Annotated in this window: 16 protein-coding genes; 3 read left to right on the forward strand and 13 right to left on the reverse strand. The window is 42.3% G+C overall.

The features are described from left to right. Positions 1–111 precede the first annotated feature (111 nt). The 7 genes from DWX65_RS13465 to thrH all read right to left on the reverse strand — a co-directional run bounded on the left by DWX65_RS13465 (position 112) and on the right by thrH (position 7,986). On the reverse strand, positions 112–324 hold the full coding sequence (locus tag DWX65_RS13465; RefSeq protein WP_022244126.1) for a FeoA family protein: 213 nt from the start codon (positions 322–324) through the stop codon (positions 112–114). A 123-nt stretch (positions 325–447) separates the two neighbouring features. After that, positions 448–2,043, reverse strand: coding sequence for a MutS-related protein (locus DWX65_RS13470; protein ID WP_118665380.1), 1,596 nt, complete (start codon positions 2,041–2,043; stop codon positions 448–450). 38 nt (positions 2,044–2,081) lie between these two features. Then, positions 2,082–3,578: a C69 family dipeptidase gene (locus tag DWX65_RS13475; RefSeq protein WP_118173612.1), complete on the reverse strand. Its 1,497-nt coding sequence runs from the start codon at positions 3,576–3,578 to the stop codon at positions 2,082–2,084. A gap of 40 nt (positions 3,579–3,618) precedes the next feature. Then, entirely contained in the window at positions 3,619–4,509 is an 891-nt protein-coding gene (locus DWX65_RS13480) for a YARHG domain-containing protein (protein ID WP_118173613.1), read from the reverse strand. Positions 4,510–4,635: 126 nt separating this feature from the next. After that, positions 4,636–6,285 (reverse strand): Na+/H+ antiporter NhaC family protein, encoded by a 1,650-nt coding sequence (locus DWX65_RS13485; RefSeq protein ID WP_118173645.1) that lies wholly within the window; start codon positions 6,283–6,285, stop codon positions 4,636–4,638. Positions 6,286–6,328: 43 nt separating this feature from the next. After that, positions 6,329–7,384, reverse strand: coding sequence for a 16S rRNA (cytosine(1402)-N(4))-methyltransferase RsmH (rsmH, locus tag DWX65_RS13490; protein WP_022244131.1), 1,056 nt, complete (start codon positions 7,382–7,384; stop codon positions 6,329–6,331). A gap of 2 nt (positions 7,385–7,386) precedes the next feature. Continuing rightward, the gene (gene thrH / locus DWX65_RS13495; protein WP_118057665.1) at positions 7,387–7,986 is read right to left on the reverse strand and encodes a bifunctional phosphoserine phosphatase/homoserine phosphotransferase ThrH; all 600 of its coding nucleotides are present in this window, start codon (positions 7,984–7,986) and stop codon (positions 7,387–7,389) included. Between the two features lie 143 nt (positions 7,987–8,129). On the opposite strand from thrH, the gene DWX65_RS13500 reads away from it, so the two are divergent. Together DWX65_RS13500 and DWX65_RS13505 are read left to right on the forward strand one after the other, a co-directional pair. Beyond that, positions 8,130–8,531, forward strand: a complete 402-nt coding sequence (locus DWX65_RS13500) for an AEC family transporter (protein WP_118173614.1) — start codon at positions 8,130–8,132, stop codon at positions 8,529–8,531. Positions 8,532–8,641: 110 nt separating this feature from the next. Beyond that, entirely contained in the window at positions 8,642–10,135 is a 1,494-nt protein-coding gene (locus DWX65_RS13505; RefSeq protein ID WP_118173615.1) for a hypothetical protein, read from the forward strand. Between the two features lies 1 nt (position 10,136). Here the strand turns inward: DWX65_RS13505 and DWX65_RS13510 are convergent, their stop codons facing one another. Together DWX65_RS13510 and DWX65_RS13515 are read right to left on the reverse strand one after the other, a co-directional pair. Continuing rightward, complete coding sequence (locus DWX65_RS13510; RefSeq protein ID WP_197420827.1) at positions 10,137–10,424, reverse strand: hypothetical protein; 288 nt, start codon at positions 10,422–10,424, stop codon at positions 10,137–10,139. A 23-nt stretch (positions 10,425–10,447) separates the two neighbouring features. Beyond that, positions 10,448–10,981, reverse strand: a complete 534-nt coding sequence (locus DWX65_RS13515; protein ID WP_117945976.1) for a histidine phosphatase family protein — start codon at positions 10,979–10,981, stop codon at positions 10,448–10,450. A gap of 255 nt (positions 10,982–11,236) precedes the next feature. On the opposite strand from DWX65_RS13515, the gene DWX65_RS13520 reads away from it, so the two are divergent. Then, a complete protein-coding gene (locus DWX65_RS13520; RefSeq protein WP_118173616.1) occupies positions 11,237–12,946 on the forward strand; it encodes a methyl-accepting chemotaxis protein in 1,710 nt (569 codons plus the stop codon). 69 nt (positions 12,947–13,015) lie between these two features. Here the strand turns inward: DWX65_RS13520 and DWX65_RS13525 are convergent, their stop codons facing one another. From DWX65_RS13525 to DWX65_RS13540, 4 genes are read right to left on the reverse strand one after another with little or no spacing between them, the layout of a single operon-like run. Further along, entirely contained in the window at positions 13,016–14,122 is a 1,107-nt protein-coding gene (locus DWX65_RS13525) for an ABC transporter ATP-binding protein (protein WP_118173646.1), read from the reverse strand. Between the two features lie 56 nt (positions 14,123–14,178). Beyond that, entirely contained in the window at positions 14,179–15,183 is a 1,005-nt protein-coding gene (locus tag DWX65_RS13530; protein ID WP_118173617.1) for a FecCD family ABC transporter permease, read from the reverse strand. 6 nt (positions 15,184–15,189) lie between these two features. Beyond that, entirely contained in the window at positions 15,190–16,317 is a 1,128-nt protein-coding gene (locus tag DWX65_RS13535; RefSeq protein WP_242997878.1) for an ABC transporter substrate-binding protein, read from the reverse strand. 19 nt (positions 16,318–16,336) lie between these two features. Beyond that, positions 16,337–16,585 carry a hypothetical protein gene (locus tag DWX65_RS13540; RefSeq protein ID WP_022244140.1) on the reverse strand — a complete coding sequence of 83 codons (249 nt, stop codon included), beginning with the start codon at positions 16,583–16,585 and terminating at the stop codon, positions 16,337–16,339. Between the last annotated feature and the right edge of the window lie 96 nt (positions 16,586–16,681).

Below are 16,681 nucleotides of genomic sequence, written 5' to 3' on the forward strand. Positions count from 1 at the left end.
CAATAAAACTGCTACGCTTAAAAGTCTAACTTTTTGGGGTCGGTACAGAACTGCTTCCCTCTTTTTACGCGGATAACCCACAAAATATTTTCCCGCGTTTATACGATTTTCCTACACCTGTATTCGGTCTGCAATTTCATTTCCCATTGCAAATCTGCTGTCTTTTGCCCCAATAATTACACAGTCACGCATTTTCTGGATGAGCTGTATGCGTTCCCCCTCATCTACAGAGTGGCTATGCAAGAAATCAAGCACTTCCGGCTGACCAAACATCCACTGAATGGTATAGGTTTCACCTGGTGTTGCTTTTGACAATGCCTGCATAGAAATTCCTCCTTTTCTCCTATTGTAGTTTTCACCTGCCCTGTTAGTCAATTGCTATCTTAGTTGCAATCTTCCAACAAATAGTATACGTATATAACAGGAGTAAGATACGGATTTTCTCTTTTATCTTTTTAAAATATCTTCCAAATCCAGACCATAACGTTTGGCAATATCTCTTGCATAACTTAAGCCATCCGGTGTCGTCCGGATGACCCGGTAACTCCGGGTACCCTCTTCTTTACTTTCCATCATTGCCACCAGATTATCGATTTTGCCTTTATTCTCCGGATGCTCATTATATGTATCCAGCTGTTGTGTCAAATCATGAATATGGGTCACATAAAGGCCACAGCAGCCGATAATTCCGATTCCGGTCAGCACCTCTGATGCTATGTAGCCTGCCTCAAGTCCACTGGTACTGGAAAAAGATTCATCCATCAACAGCATATCCGTATCTGACAGTTGTTTCATGATTTCACTCAGTCTTACACACTCACTTTCCAGTCTGCCCATTCCATAATTATTCTCATCAGAGGATGGAAAATGTGTAAATATTCCAGACACCGGACTCATTACCGCCTCTTCTGCCGGAACAAACAGCCCCAGTTGGAATAACGCCTGCGCCATTCCGATGGAATAGGCAAAAATAGATTTCCCTCCGTGATTTGGGCCGGTTATCAGATAGAATCTTCCTTTTTCATCCAGCTCAAAGGAATTAGACACAATTGTTTCCTCTACGGAATTCACTGCCAGCATGGGATTGTATACATGCTTTAACTCACAGCGTTTCTCCTGCATGGATGCAATCTTCGGTCTGCACATGGCAAATCCCTTTTCTTTCATGGAACGGATAAATTTTACTCCGGCAGTCAGAAAACGGATATCATCCAATAAAGCAATAAACATATTTGTATTAATGTGATAATAATTCTGCACCAGCGGTTCAAACTCCCTCAGCGACTTTGCAAAAATAGTCTGCAAAGCTGCATTCATGGAATAGTCTATAGCATCCTGTTCATCATTGTGCAGCACCCGGCTCAGTGGATAGAGTGCCGACATCAGATGCCATTTATCTTTTTTCCCTTTTTTCAAAAGCCGGTCCATGATAGTTCCTGGATGGAACTGCTCCTCATTGACAGAAATCAGTCCGGCTTCTTTCGGTCTTAAATTGCCATCAAGATTAATACCTACGGTTACGCTTTTGATATGCCCGAAGTTCAGTTCCATTTTCGGAAGTTCCTCATTCAGGCTCTGGTACTCGCTGCTTGCTACGATTGAGTGAATTTCTTTTTTGAAATTCTGCATACCTTCCGAATGAATCTCTGCTTTTTCCAATGCATCCGCAAACAGATTTACAATTTCCTGATACATTTCAAGATATCGCACCGAACGCAGGGCTGAATCCGTCGTAAAATCACTGTTTAATACTCTTCGCATATCATTGATATTATAAATAATGGATACCGCCTTGCAAAATGCCTCGTAAAGTGATGGATTTTCCACCAGATCTTCTACTACGCCCAGACGATACTCTAATACCCGCTCATCTGTAGAGAAGAAATTTTCCAGTGAAAGGTCTGCCACTCCCCGGTAACTTTCCTTAATCAGTATTACCATAGCATCAATTTTTAATGCGTGGATAAATTTATAATCCTTCATGGGAACGGCTTTGTTCCGGTCATAATCCGGTGGATATAATAAATGAAAATCTGTCTGCATTCCACTTACGCTCCTTTTCTCTATTGTGTCCTTCTCTGTCATGCATCTGAGCGTGAATATGCATTTTTCATCTGGCTGCTTAATTCAAACAGTACTTTATCCAAAGTATCCTGTGTCTCTTTCTTAAGCATTTCTGCTATCGCATTATTTGCCTGCTGCATCAGTTTCTGTCTATCTGCTGCGTCCGTTTCTTCTGCCAGAAGTGCATCATAGGTATGCAGCAGTTCCCGTCCTTTTGCCATCACATGCATCTGGTAGCGTTCGATGTGAAAAAGGGATCTGTGATAAGAGGCATCTGCCATAGCTGCAATCATACGGCTTGCCCAGTAGAAATTATCTGTAGAAACTTCTCCGGTGGTATTGGATACATATTCCGGCGTTGTCTCCACTTCACCATAAAACGGAACCAGCACATTAAATACATTGGATGCAAATGCTACCCACTGTATGATGCTTCCTGTATTTTCGGTAATGTCCGCCTGCTCCGGCCGCATTTCAATCACAGAAAGAAAATCATTCCGGTTGACTCCAATGGAACGGAATGCGCCTTTCATGGATTTTTCCCCATAAGAACCATACGGGTCATAAGGTGTTCCCTGAAAATGTGCGGATAATACATATTTTACATCTTCGATCGTTACCTTTTTCTCCGGCTTCAAGCACCATGGAATATCATCGGATACCGGCGTATAATCAGCCTGCTCCCCATCCCATTTATAGGTATGTGGGTTGAGATAACGCTCCATAAACCAGGCTCTTGGTGTATTGTATACATGATCGGAATCATCATGGGAACCAAATGCATCTCTTGGATTTAAGCTGCCATCCAAAGAAAGATTCAGATGATTTTCTTCAATAAATTCCCGCAAATCCTTTGAGCACATATAGTCCTTCTGTGTAGTAAGGGCATCCTCTAAATCAAAGGTATCAAGTCCCAGCTGGTTTGGCATTACCACATAGACATCATCCGGCACTCTTCCTGCCATCCAGTGATGTCCGCCAATGGTCTCAAGCCACCAGATTTCATCCTTATCCTGAAATGCAATTCCATTCATCTCATAGGTTCCATACTGCTCCAACAAACTGCCCAGGCGAATGACACCCTCTCTTGCACTGTGAATGTACGGAAGCACAATGTATACAATATCCTCTTCTCCAATGCCGCCGATAATCTCTTCCCTGCCATTTTCTGCCGGATGGTAGGTCACCAGAGGATCTGCTCCTAAGACGCGGGGATTGGAAGTTATGGTCTCTGTTGCAGTCATGGCAACCTTCGCCTCATTGACTCCACAGGCAGCCCAGACACCTTCCCCGTCTACCGCATTCGGCATTGCCGTGTAACGCATCGGATGCTCCGGCAATTCTATTTTCACATGAGATAATACAGACTGATAGATTGTCGGCTGTTCTTCCGGATGAATTACCACATATTTCTTAGGTGTAAAATGTCCGGCACCGGAATCATCATTTCGTGCAATTATGGTTGCTCCATTATAAGAAGCTTTTTTCCCTACTAAAATGGTTGTACATGGCATATCTGTTCTACCCCTTTTCCTGTTTCATTGAATGTTATTTCTAACGATAGCCCATCTTCGTCTCATAGTTCACGATGGTATCCTCATTGGTTCTCTCTATTTCCGATAACATATCTTCTTTGAAATCGTCCGGTTCAATGGTTCCGTTGTACCAGGATTTTCCATTGAAATATTCCTGCAGTCCTTCATCTAAGAATTTTCTTCCATGTCTTGCATAGATTTCATTTCTGGCAATCCGGAGGTCCTCCTGGGTCAGATTCTCCAAATCAGCTTCCGTTAATAATCGGCTGGCACTCTCCGGAAGAATATATTCTGCTTCCTCTTCTCCAACTGCTCCGTCTGTTCCCATGTCCTCATTTCCAGTTGTATCTTCTTTATTTATTACTTCGGAAGTTTTCTCAGATGCTTCCTGCTGTCCGCTTACATCTTTCCTATCTGTCTGCTCTGTAGACATTTCCGTCTCTGTGGTCTGCTCCGTTGTAACCACCGGCTTATCGGTAATATCATCCTGCTTTGCCGGCTGATTGCCCTTGATAAATAACAATACAATAATTGCAATCAGAATAATAATAATGACTGCTGCACCGATTAATAAATATACCATGGCACCGGAGCCGGATTTCTTCTCAGTTTCATTCTTATTTTTATTTGATATTTTTTCACTGTTCTTTGTTTTTGTTACTTTCTCATTCTTTTTTTGTTGTGGCTGTGGTGCCGGACTTGCCTGTCTTACCGGGGTCTGCTGCTGTGTCGGTGCCTGTTGCGGTACTGAGTTTCTCTGTGGTACCGGAGTCGGTTGATTTACCGGTGCTTTCTGCGGTGTCGGATTTGGCTGGATTGCTCCCGGCTGAAAAGCTTCTACTTTCGTTCCGCATTTGGTACAGAATTTTGCATTTACCGGTAATTCATTTCCACATTTTGTACAAAACATTTTTTTCCTCTTTTCTGCTATTTTATGTTTCTTTTGTTTCAAATTTTCAAATTATTTTTATTATAGATTCTATTGTACAAAAATGCGGGACACCAATTCCGTATCCCGCATTATCTTTTTTATTTTTTAAATTTCTTCCCGTCCTGTTCTGGAACGAATTACGAATAATACGCCAATTAATACCACGATACAAACCGGAAGTGCCAGCCATGAAATTCCTGCCAGTCCTGCTGCCTGCAGGATACCAATCAGGAAATAGCCCAGTAAGCAGACTGCTGCAACTGTCAATGCATACGGAAGCTGGGTTGCTACATGGTTAACATGCTCACAGTGGCCACCGGCAGATGCCATAATTGTGGTATCTGAAATCGGTGAGCAATGGTCTCCACAAACTGCTCCTGCCAGACAGGACGCAATGGAGATTACCATCATCTGTCCGCTTGGGAATACACCAAGGACAATCGGAATCAGAATACTGAAGGTTCCCCAGGAGGTTCCGGTTGCAAATGCTAAGAACGCTGCTACCAGGAAGATAATCATTGGCAGGAAGCCCTGCATTGCATTTGCTGAATTTGCTACCAGATCAGCCACGAATACTTTTGCTCCTAAGAGATTGGTCATTCCGGATAAGGTCCATGCCATAGTCAGAATCAGAATCGGAGCAATCATCGCCTTAAATCCTTCCGGAATACATTCGGTAAATTCCTTAAAGGATAAAACATCACGCAACATGTAATAGATAAAAGTAAATACCAGTGTTACTGCGCCGCCAAGAACCAGTCCGACGGAAGCATCACAGCCAGAGAATGCCTCTACAAAGGAAGTTCCGCTGAAGAAGCCACCGGTATAAATCATGGCTACGATACAGCTTACAATCAACACAGCTACCGGAAGAATCAAATCCAGTACGTGAGAGTTTTCTTTTACAACTTCCTCTTCATTATCTTCATACGGTCTTCCCGGTGTGGTAAACAAATCACCTTTGATTGCATTCATTTCATGGGTTTTCATCGGTCCGAAATCCACGCGCAAAAGAGTAATTCCAATTAACATTACCAATGTCAGCAATGCATATAAGTTATATGGAATTGTCTGGATAAATACCGCAAATCCATTGATTCCGGAATCTGCCGGAACAGAAGAAGTAACTGCTGCTGCCCAGGAACTGATTGGTGCGATGATACATACCGGTGCTGCCGTTGCATCAATAATATAAGATAATTTTGCACGGGACACCTTGTGCCGGTCTGTAACCGGACGCATTACACTTCCTACGGTCAGACAGTTAAAATAATCATCCACGAAAATCAATACACCAAGAATCATAACGGAAATCTGCGCTCCGATTCTGGTTTTAATATGCCGGGATGCCCACTTTCCAAATGCGGCAGAACCACCTGCACGGTTAAGAAGGGATACCAAAATGCCAAGCATGACAAGGAATACTAAAATTCCCACATTTCCTGCATCTGACAGTTTGTATATCATACCACCTTCTTCCTGGAATAAAATGGTATTTAACATTAATTCAAGGTTAAAATTGGAATACAGTAAACCACCTACAATAATTCCTGCCAGAAGTGAGGTATAAACCTCTTTGGTAATCAATGCCAGTCCGATTGCAATAACCGGCGGAAGCAAAGATAAAATCGTTGCATAGACTTTACACTGATAGCTGTCAGCATCAGCAATTGTTCCTGGTGTCTGGCTTGTTACGACCATAAGTATCACAATAATCGCAATAAATACCAGCATACCAATCTGTTTTCTTTTCATTTTCACTGTTTTCGTCTCCATCTCATTGTATTTTCAAAATAACCTACTCTGCCTTAATTGCCCAGCGCATCTTAGTAGAACGTGCCCGTCCGTTCTGCGCACACTCCTGTGCAGATGGGCGGATTACATCTTTGGCATAATCGGCATAAATGCCTGCCCGATAGCCTTCTTTTAATGCTTTCTTTACTAACTTGTCTTCGCCGGAATGGAAAGTTAAAATTGCGGCTCTTCCGCCCGGTTTCAATGCATCCGGCAGTTTCTCCATGAATTCATACAGCACTTCAAATTCACGGTTCACATCAATACGAAGTGCCTGGAAGGTTCGTTGGCAGGTCTTTTTTATCGTATCCTTTTTCTCTTTTTCCGGTAGAAAATCAAGCGTCTTTTCAATGATATTCCTTAACTTTGTGGTGGTATCAATCCGGTTGCCTTTTCGAATCTCATCGGTAATCGCTTTTGCCAGTTCTTCACAGTATGGCTCATCCGAATTTTCATAAAGCATTCCCGCCAGTTCATCCTTTGTAATGGCAGCCAGGCGTTCTGCTGCACTGATTCCGGCTTCCTGGTTCAGCCGTAAATCCAGTGGGCCATCCACTTTAAAAGAAAATCCACGCTTCGGATTATCAATCTGCATGGAAGATACACCCAGGTCCGCAAGAATAAAATCAAATCCGCCGGCTTCTTTTGCAATTTCATCTATCGTACAGAAATTCTGTAATCGTATTGTCAGAATATCTTCTCCAAAACCGGCCTCTTCTAACCGCTTTCTTGTCCTGGCTGATTCCTCCGGGTCTACATCCGTTGCATAGATGTGTCCCTGCCCTTTTAAGCACTGCAGCATTGCTTTCGTATGACCGCCATATCCCAAGGTCGCATCAAAGCCTGTTTCTCCCGGTTGGATTTTTAAGAAATCCAGAATTTCATTTACCATTATGGAAATATGCATTCCGGCAGGTGTGTTTCCTTTTTTTATTACATGCTCAATCGTATCTTTATATTTTTCCGGCTGAAGTTCTTTATATTTTTCTTCAAATTTCTTCGGATATTTTCCACTGTAACGCACCCTGCGTTTGTGGGTTGTCTGGTTTTCCTCTGCCATAATTAAAGAGCCTTCTTGATTGCTTCCATTAACTCATCATAAGTCTCAAATGCAGGCAGTTCCGGATGGTCTTTCTTAATCTGCTCGGTGCTGCGGAATAAGAATCCTGCTTTACTTGCCTCAATCATTCCAAGGTCATTGTGGCTGTCTCCGCTGGCAATCGTCTCATAACCAATGGACTGTAATGCTTTTACTGTAGTCAGCTTGGAATTTTCAATTCTCATCTTAAATCCGGTAATCTCACCGTCCTCTGCCACCTCCAGAGAATTACAGAAAATGGTAGGCCAGCCTAATTTCTTCATCAGAGGTCCTGCAAACTGGGTAAAGGTATCACTGATGATGATAACCTGTGTCATGGAACGAAGTTCATCTAAGAACTCTTTTGCTCCCGGCATCGGGTCAATTTTTGCGATGGTTTCCTGAATTTCTTTTAATCCAAGTCCATGTTCTTTTAAGATGCCAAGTCTCCATTTCATCAATTTATTGTAATCCGGTTCGTCTCTTGTAGTTCTCTTTAATTCAGGGATTCCGCTTGTTTCTGCAAATGCAATCCAGATCTCCGGTACCAATACTCCTTCCAGATCAAGGCATACAATGTTCATGTCCATAATTAATCCTCCATACAAACATATTTAATTCAACAAATTACTTCCCTAAAGTATACCTTATTATGAATAAAAGTACAAGAAAGAACCTCATTTTTCAGAAAGCTAAAGCTTTTCTCATAGCCAATATGTGACAAGCTATGTTAATCTTACCAGAGGTATCGGTACACCATACAATTACCTCTGTTGGAAATGTAAGCTTCAGTCTTGCGCTGATTTTCCTGGGTGCAGCTCTTTCTTATATTTCCTTAAAGAATCTCGACTTTATTTATGATTATTTCTTTCTGGTAATTGTCAAAATGATTCTGATTCCGGTTGGTGTTGCAGCCGTGGTATCACATTTCCTTACTCCGACCGAAACAACCATTCTTACCCTGATGGCATGTATGCCAGCCATGTCCGCCATTCCGATGATGGCAGAAAACTACCATTCCGATGCGGAATTTGCTTCAAAGACCTGCTTTGTCATGACACTTTGCTCCGTCTTTACGATTCCGCTGGTCTTCTTCCTCTTAGAGCTTCTCGGCATCCACATCGGCTGATGATTTATCTTCTTTCTGAAATATGCTATAATGAGCACTGCGTACTAACTTAATAGTGACTTATCAAATGCTTATTTTAACTTTAAGAAACCCTTCAGAAAGGAGTCTCCATGAGTATCTTATCCAACCTATCCAGTAAAAAACGTACCTTTGAAGTAGCAGAACCAGACCGGAAATATCTGGCACAGAGCATCTTCTTCATTGCCCTGGGAACCATTCTTATTTCCAGCATTACCGTTACAGAGCTTAATCTGATGCCTCGTTATCTGCTGCTTGCTGCCGGTATTATCCTTGGTATCTTCGGCTGTTTTCGATTATTGAAATTCCATAAAGACGCCAAAGCTTTCCGGGACTACGAACCCGCCTGGGACAAAGGCCGAGGCATGTATGACCGGTTTGCCAAAGAATATAACCAGTGGAACGAAGATGAAACTCCTCCGGTAAGCTGTGATGGTGATATTACTTATTTTCTGAAATTACAGCAGGAACGTCTTAAGGAAAAGGGACTTCATATGGAAAACCGTGTCATTCCGGGAAAGGGAAATACTTTTGGTACTGCCTGTCTCACCCACAAGAGTGCCTGGTATACCTCGGATACAACTTATGAAGAAATCCGCCATAAGTTCTCTTTTTCCAATACTTCCGGCGAACTCTATTCCCGTGATACCGAGCAGGTTATGTATGAAACAATTGTACACAGCCCTAACGAACAGCAGCTTCCCTTTATTACCGCAACCTGTCCAAGCTGTGGTGCCGTTAATCTGGTTTCCAATCTGACGGAAGGCTGTCCTTACTGCGGTACAAAATTTCGCATAACGGATTTATTTCCCCGTGTCATGAATTTATCCTTTGTAATAAATCCATCCTCCAACCGGAATATGCAGGTATTTCACAATACCATTTTACTTACCATGCTGGCATTTTTTGCTGGATTCTTCCCATTCTTTCTCATTGGAAAACAGGAAATTCTTCCTCTGGCACTGTCCTCTGCTTATCTTGCCGCACTGATTGGTGGCGGATTCTTAGGCTTGCTGTTAGGAGATTTGCTGCTTCTTATGGGGCTTGGCAACCGGGATGGCATGAAACATATTTCGGCTTTTGGCTTTCTGCGTACAAAACGGAAGTTAAAGGATATGATGCTTCGTTATGATCCGAATTTCTCTTATGAAAAGTTTGAAGGCCAGATGATTTCTCTTGTACGCATGGCGGTATTTTCCAATGACCCATCCACGCTTTCTTCCTATCGTGGTGGTACATTAGACGAGCGTTTCAAAGATATCATTGAAATGACTTATACCAGTGGCATGACACTGAGAAATCTGTCCGTGGAAAACAATCAGCTGCATATGACCTTACGAACCTGGTGGATAAATTACAGCGAAAAAAATGGAAATATTTCCAAAACCGGTGACTGTATTGATGTCACTCTTTTGCGAAATATTTCCACTCCGGAACCACCTGGATTCTCCATCAGTTCCGTTATCTGTAATAGCTGCGGTGCCAGCTTTGATGCAGTACGACAGCGGTATTGTCCATTCTGTCACAGCGAATATCATATGGAAGATAAGACTTTTATTATCGAAGATATGAAATTAATCCGATGAACTATTCTTTTTCTTCAAAACCATGCTGCAGGAATTCATTCCATGCAGCATTGGTTTTTTCTAATTCTTTTTTCTGCATAATCGCATTCCGGTCACTTAAAATGGCAAGCATTTCATCTACAATTTCACCCTCCGGCAGATATTCATAGTGTGATAAATACCATAACATCCTCTGTGCCGTAAAATCCGTATTCAGATTCCGGGTAATGACATCACAGAATTCTTCCGGATACCCCCGCTCTGTCATGATATGATAAAGCTCTATACTCTTTTCCGACTTCGGTTTCATTTTCCATTCCTGCCCTTCGTCTCTTAGAATTCATATTTTAATATGGCACAGTTCTTCACGCCAAATGCAGCATATTCTTCATTGGTCATTTCATAAAAATAGGACTGCACAACTCTTGATATGCCATTGTGTGCCACCAGAATATAAGTCTTATCGGAAGCTGTTACTTCATCCAGAAGATTGTAAATTCTCTGTGCCAGATGCAGCATAGATTCTCCGCCGTCATAGCGGGTGATAAACTGTCCCTTTGCAATCTTAAATTCTGCTCCATCCCGCGGTGTGGATTCAAATCTGCCAAAGTTCTGCTCTTTTAAACGAAGCTCTTCCCTTGCCGGAATTCCGGTAATTTCCGAAATATGCAATGCAGTATCTTTTGCCCGGATTAATGGGGAATATAATATTTCATCCGCCTTTATGCCTTCTTCTAATATTTTCTTTCCGGTCTCAATTGCCTGCTTATGTCCAAGCTCAGTCAGTGCAATATCTGTTGCACCACATATCCTATTTTCTACATTCCATATGGTCTGTCCGTGCCGGACAAAATATACATATCCCATACTGTTTTCTCCCTTAATGCCTTATTTATGTTCTTCGTCATTTTAGCGGTTCACCGGAAAAATGTCAATTTTCATATGTTTAAACAAATTTGAGGAATAATCAGTTTCCAAGTCACTTATTGTCTGAATAATTTTGACATATTTCCCATAAAGTAGTAAAATTATGATAAATATTTAGATTTTCGCTTTTACTTTTACTGTTGCATAACGCAATTGGTGCCATAGTGCCATTGTATATAACAAAGGAGGAACGTTATGTTTGAGAATCTTAAAATTAGAAACCGTCTGGGGAAGGCATTCCGTATTATCGTGACCACCTGCTCCATCGCAGCCACCCTTGGTGTGGTTATGCTGATTGTAACCATGACTCTGTATAAGAGTGCCCTGAACAATTATGGTTTTTCACAGGGTGACATCGGCAAAGCAATGGTTGCCTTTACCGATACCAGATCTGCCACCCGTGCTATTGTCGGATATGATGATGACAGTCTGATTAGTCAGATGTCCGATACCCATGACGAAAGAAAGGCCACTTTTGAACAGTATTGGGAAATTGTAGATGAAGTTACTACCACCAGCAAAGAGCAGGAAATCTATGATTCCATTGATGCCAAGCTGGAAGATTACTGGACTACTGAGCAGAAAGCAATTGATACCGGCAAAACAACCGACCCGGGTCAGAGTGCAAAAGCCCAGAATATAATGATTGATGAAGTAGCCCCATTATATGACGAAATCTATTCCGGAATGAGGGACTTGATGAATACCAAAGTAACAGAAGGAGATCATTTAGCAGATACACTTTCTGTTGTTTCCCTTATTTTTATCATTATCATTGCTGTAATTATTATTGTATCCATCCTTGTTTCTTCCAAGATGGGAGCTTCCATTGCAAAGGGAATTTCAAAACCTTTAGTCGCACTGGAGAATCGTCTTAGCACTTTTGCACAGGGCAATTTACATGACCCTTTCCCGGAGGTGAAATCCAACGATGAAGTTGCAAGTATTGCAGCCACTTCTACTGAAATGGCTGAAACACTGAACGCCGTCATCACTGATGTAGGTGTTCTGATGGAGGGCATGGCAAATGGTGATTACACCATTCAGTCCGAGCATTCCGACAAATATGTCGGTGACTTCGAACAGTTACTGACCGCAATGCGTGGCATGCGTGATGCAATGGTACATACTATCCAGATGATTGGAGAAGCTTCTTCCCAGGTTTCTGCCGGTTCCATGAACCTTGCAGAATCTTCCCAGAGTATGGCAGAAGGTGCTACTGAGCAGGCCGGTGCCGTACAACAGCTTCAGGCAACAATCACTGATATTACAAGTAATATTGAACAGTCCGCTGATCAGGCTCAGATTGCTTATGATCAGGCAAAACAGTATGCTGCTGAAGCAGAAGACAGCAGTGCTGAAATGAAAGCCATGGTTGATGCTATGGCACGTATTGATGAAACTTCTAAGAAGATTGGAAATATTATTTCTGAAATCGAAGATATTGCTTCCCAGACCAACTTACTTTCTCTGAATGCTTCTATCGAGGCTGCAAGAGCCGGCGAAGCAGGACGTGGATTCGCCGTTGTTGCTGACCAGATTCGTCAGCTTGCAGAGCAGACAACCAAATCTGCTGTAGATACCAGAGACTTAATCGAAGGTGCCCTTCAGGAGATTGCTGAAGGTAATGCAGCTGCAGACCATGCTGCTGAATCTATCGGAAACGTTGTAAATGGTATCCAGCAGATTGCAGAATCTTCCAAGCACATCAGTGATGTTGCTAAGACTCAGGCAAATGCCATGGATCAGGCAGAACAGGGTGTAAACCAGATTTCTGAGGTAGTTCAGTCCAACTCCGCATCCGCAGAAGAGACCTCTGCTACCAGCCAGGAGTTATCTGCACAGGCAACTTCCTTAGATGAACTTGTTGGAAAATTCATCTTACCAGAAGACACTGAACAGTAAAATATACCAAAGCCCATGAAATCATAAAACAACTTTGATTCCATGGGCTTTTCTTTTATTCCAATTTTTCTATTTCAATTTTCCCTGTTCTTCTGCCAGGCTTCGCAGTTCTTTATTTAACATATTATAAGGTCCGAAATTCTCCCAGGTGCAAATACAGGTTTCACAGCCTGCAAGTATTTTCTTAGCTTCTTCCAGTTGTGCTTCTTCCATCGGATAAAAAGCTTTTGCAGTAATGACTTTTGATGCCAGTGCCGTTGCAACAGGATATTCTACGTCATTTTCAAATAAGATTCCTGCTGCAAATGGAATATGTTCTCTCTGCAGTCTGTAATAAGTTGGTATTGCAGCACCACCGCCTCCGATTACGAATACGTTCGGGGCAGCTTTATTTCCCGGCATCTGCATGATTCCAAGCATGGAATCAAAGTTCTTTTCCTCAATTCCATAAAGCTTCTGTACCAGCGAACCCTGAAAGATTTCCTCCGGTGGTCCAATATGGCTGACGGTGGTCCCATCTACACAGGCTACCATATCCGATACTTTCTGTACCAAGTCAAGTTCATGCAGTGACATAATTACTGCTATATTCCGTTCCCTTGCCAGTTTCCGGATGCTGTTTAAAATATCAAGCTTATAGCGGATATCCAGATAAGAGGTAGGTTCATCCAATACCAGGATTGCTGTATCCTGGCAGATGGCTCTCGCCAACATAACACGCTGTCTCTGTCCGTCACTGATTCTTGTAAATGACTGCTCTGCCACCTCTTCCGCATGAACCATGGTAATTGCCTCATCCACCAGTTTCCAGTCCTGCTTATCTAAGATTCCAAGTCTTCCGGTATAGGGATATCGCCCGGTTGCAACCACATCCCGGCAGGACATCAGTTCCGGATGAATATGCTCTGTCATTACCATGGAAAGGCTCTTTGCGATTTCTGCCTCTTTCATTTCCGAGGTTGCTTTCCCGTTCAGGTATACTACACCACCAAGGGATTTCAACTGCTTTACAATACTCTTTAGAATCGTAGATTTACCGGAACCATTGGGACCAATCAACGTCAATACCCTTCCCGGTTCTGCCATCAGATTGACATTCGAAAGAATGACCTTTTTTCCATATCCAACTTTGAATTTGTCTGTTACAAGCCCCTGTTTTCTTTCAGAAAATTTCATTTTTCCTGCCATGCGTTCTTTCTCTGTGTACTCTGCTTTTCCTGCCATCTGTTTTGTCATCCCCGCTCCTCCTGTCTGCGCAGCATCATTACAATTACCACCGGAACTAAAAAGACCGCTGTAACGGTACTGATACTTACTTCTGTCGGTGCAAAGAGTGTTCTTGCGATTCCATCACAAAACAGTGTCACTACCGCTCCCCCCAGAAAGCAGCCCGGTATCAGCACCAGTGGTTTTGCTGTTCCTGTGGCAGATTTTATCAGATGTGGCACAGCAATTCCTACGAAGGAAATCGGCCCTGCAAAAGCTGTTACACAAGCCGACAATAAGCTGGATAACAGAATCAGGCTTACCCGGAGTACCGTTATATTAACACCCATATTTCTGGCATAAGTCTCTCCCATCTGATACGCACCAATCGGCTTTGCAAGAAACATTGCCGCAAGAAAGGACAGCAAGGTCAGGATAAATATCATCAGGATATTCGACCAGTTCATTCCGGAGAAGCTGCCCTGGGACCAATTGTGTAAATTTACGATATTCGAATCATCCGCAAAAGTAACACAGATGTCTGTAATTGCCGAGCAAATATATCCGATGAGAATTCCGCATACAATCAGAAGAGACATTCTATGTACCTTCATAGAAATTAATAGTACAAACCCCATTGCTAATAGCGAGCCGATAAAGGCTGCTGCTACCATTCCAAATGAGCTGATGGTAATTCCTCTTCCTAAAAGATAAATCATTGCCAGTGCTACCATAAGTTTGGCACCGGAAGAAATTCCCAGCACATACGGACCTGCGATTGGATTTCCAAAAAAGGTCTGCAGTAAAAATCCGGAAATGGACAATGCTCCCCCCAGCATGACAGCAGCAAGAATCCGTGGCAGTCTGATATCCCAGATAATATGATAAGCGGTGCCTTCTTCTGTCTGTTTCAGTAAAATATTCCAAAGCTCATCCCATGAAATCGAAATACTTCCAGAACCAATATTCCAGAAAATTAATCCCACCAGCAATATAATAATTGTTATAAAAGAGACTGCATACCGCTTCATTTTCTTTTACCTCAGCTTCTTTAAATATCCTGCTTCTTCTGTATCTGTATTCTGAAATATTTTATTCAGATCTTCCATAAAATCTCCGATTGCCGTGGATTTCTGGAAGAAATTATTTGTGGTACAATAGACATTTCCATCCTGTACTGCCTTAAAATCTGCAAACAGCGGATTCTTCTGTTTCAGTTCCTCCAGCGTACTGATTTCGCCTTCAATTGTACTGTTATATATTAAGATATCGGCATTCTTTGCATCTGCATAGAAATCCTCCATCTGTATATTCATTGTGGAAAGTGCATTTTCTTCTTCGCCCGCCAGTTGTTCCGGCACATAGGTTCCACCGGAAAGAGCAATCATCTGCGCTACATAATCATTTGATTTCCGCACACTGATTGTTCCGTTTGCTGTCACACTGAAAAATGCTACTGTTACATTGCAGCTTTCTTTCTTCATAATCGGCTCTAATTTTTCTAATTCTGTTTCATAAAAAGAATCTGCTTCTTCCTCTTTATCAAATAATACTCCATATAAACGGATCCATTCCAGTCTGCCCAGCGGGTGTGATTCATAGCTGGAACGCTCCACAAGTACAGGGATTCCAAGTTCTTCCAGCTTTTCTTTTACTTCCGGGTTATGATAAATCATTGTATTTTCAATTGCCAGATTGCAGCCTTCATCCAGAATCAGTTCATAGTCCGGAGCATTGTATTTTCCTGCATATAAAATGTCTCCTTCCTCCATGGCTTCCCTGGCTTCTTCTACATACCAGCCATCTTCCTTCGTTCCGGAGAGCCGGATATCTGACATGGCATCAATCTGTCTTACCAAATCCATAACAGAAGTGGATACCAGATATGTTTTATCCAGCGGCTGCTGTAAAACCGTAACATCCTCCGGGATATTCTGCGGCACCACCATGCCCTCCGGAATAAGCAAAAAACGACCGTCATCCACGATCGTAATCATTTTATACCCGCCATATTCATCGACACTATACTGTGTTGCATAATTTAATTCCATACTCCCGGTCTTGCTGAGAGAACTAAAATCTACGGTATCTGCTTTTTTCTCCTGCTTCTTTGTACCACAGGCACAAAGAGTCAGAAGAAGTATACAGATAACGCTCACTATCATAATTCGTTTTTTCTGCATTTTATTTTACCAGTTTAAAATTCAATGTATATTCAATTTCATGAGGTGTGCTCATTGCAACAGTATCACCCACTACTGCAATGTCACAGTCAAAGCCGGATACCGGAATCGTAAAGGTGGAATTTCCGCCCTTGTTCTCATTAAGATACTTCGTTCCATCTACTAACATGTAATCATAGTTTGGACTGCTCCACACAACGGTTGCAGTAATTTTTCCATCTTTTATCACAACCTTCGCCGGTGAATCCACCGTTGCTCTTCCGGTTCCGCCCTCTAAAGTTACTTCTGCCTCATAAGAGCCATCAGCTAATTTTTTTTTTCAGGATTAGAAACAGATACTTTGTGG

Origin of the sequence: Roseburia sp. AF20-18LB, assembly GCF_003461185.1 — a bacterium.
Lineage (GTDB): Bacteria > Bacillota > Clostridia > Lachnospirales > Lachnospiraceae > Roseburia_C > Roseburia_C amylophila.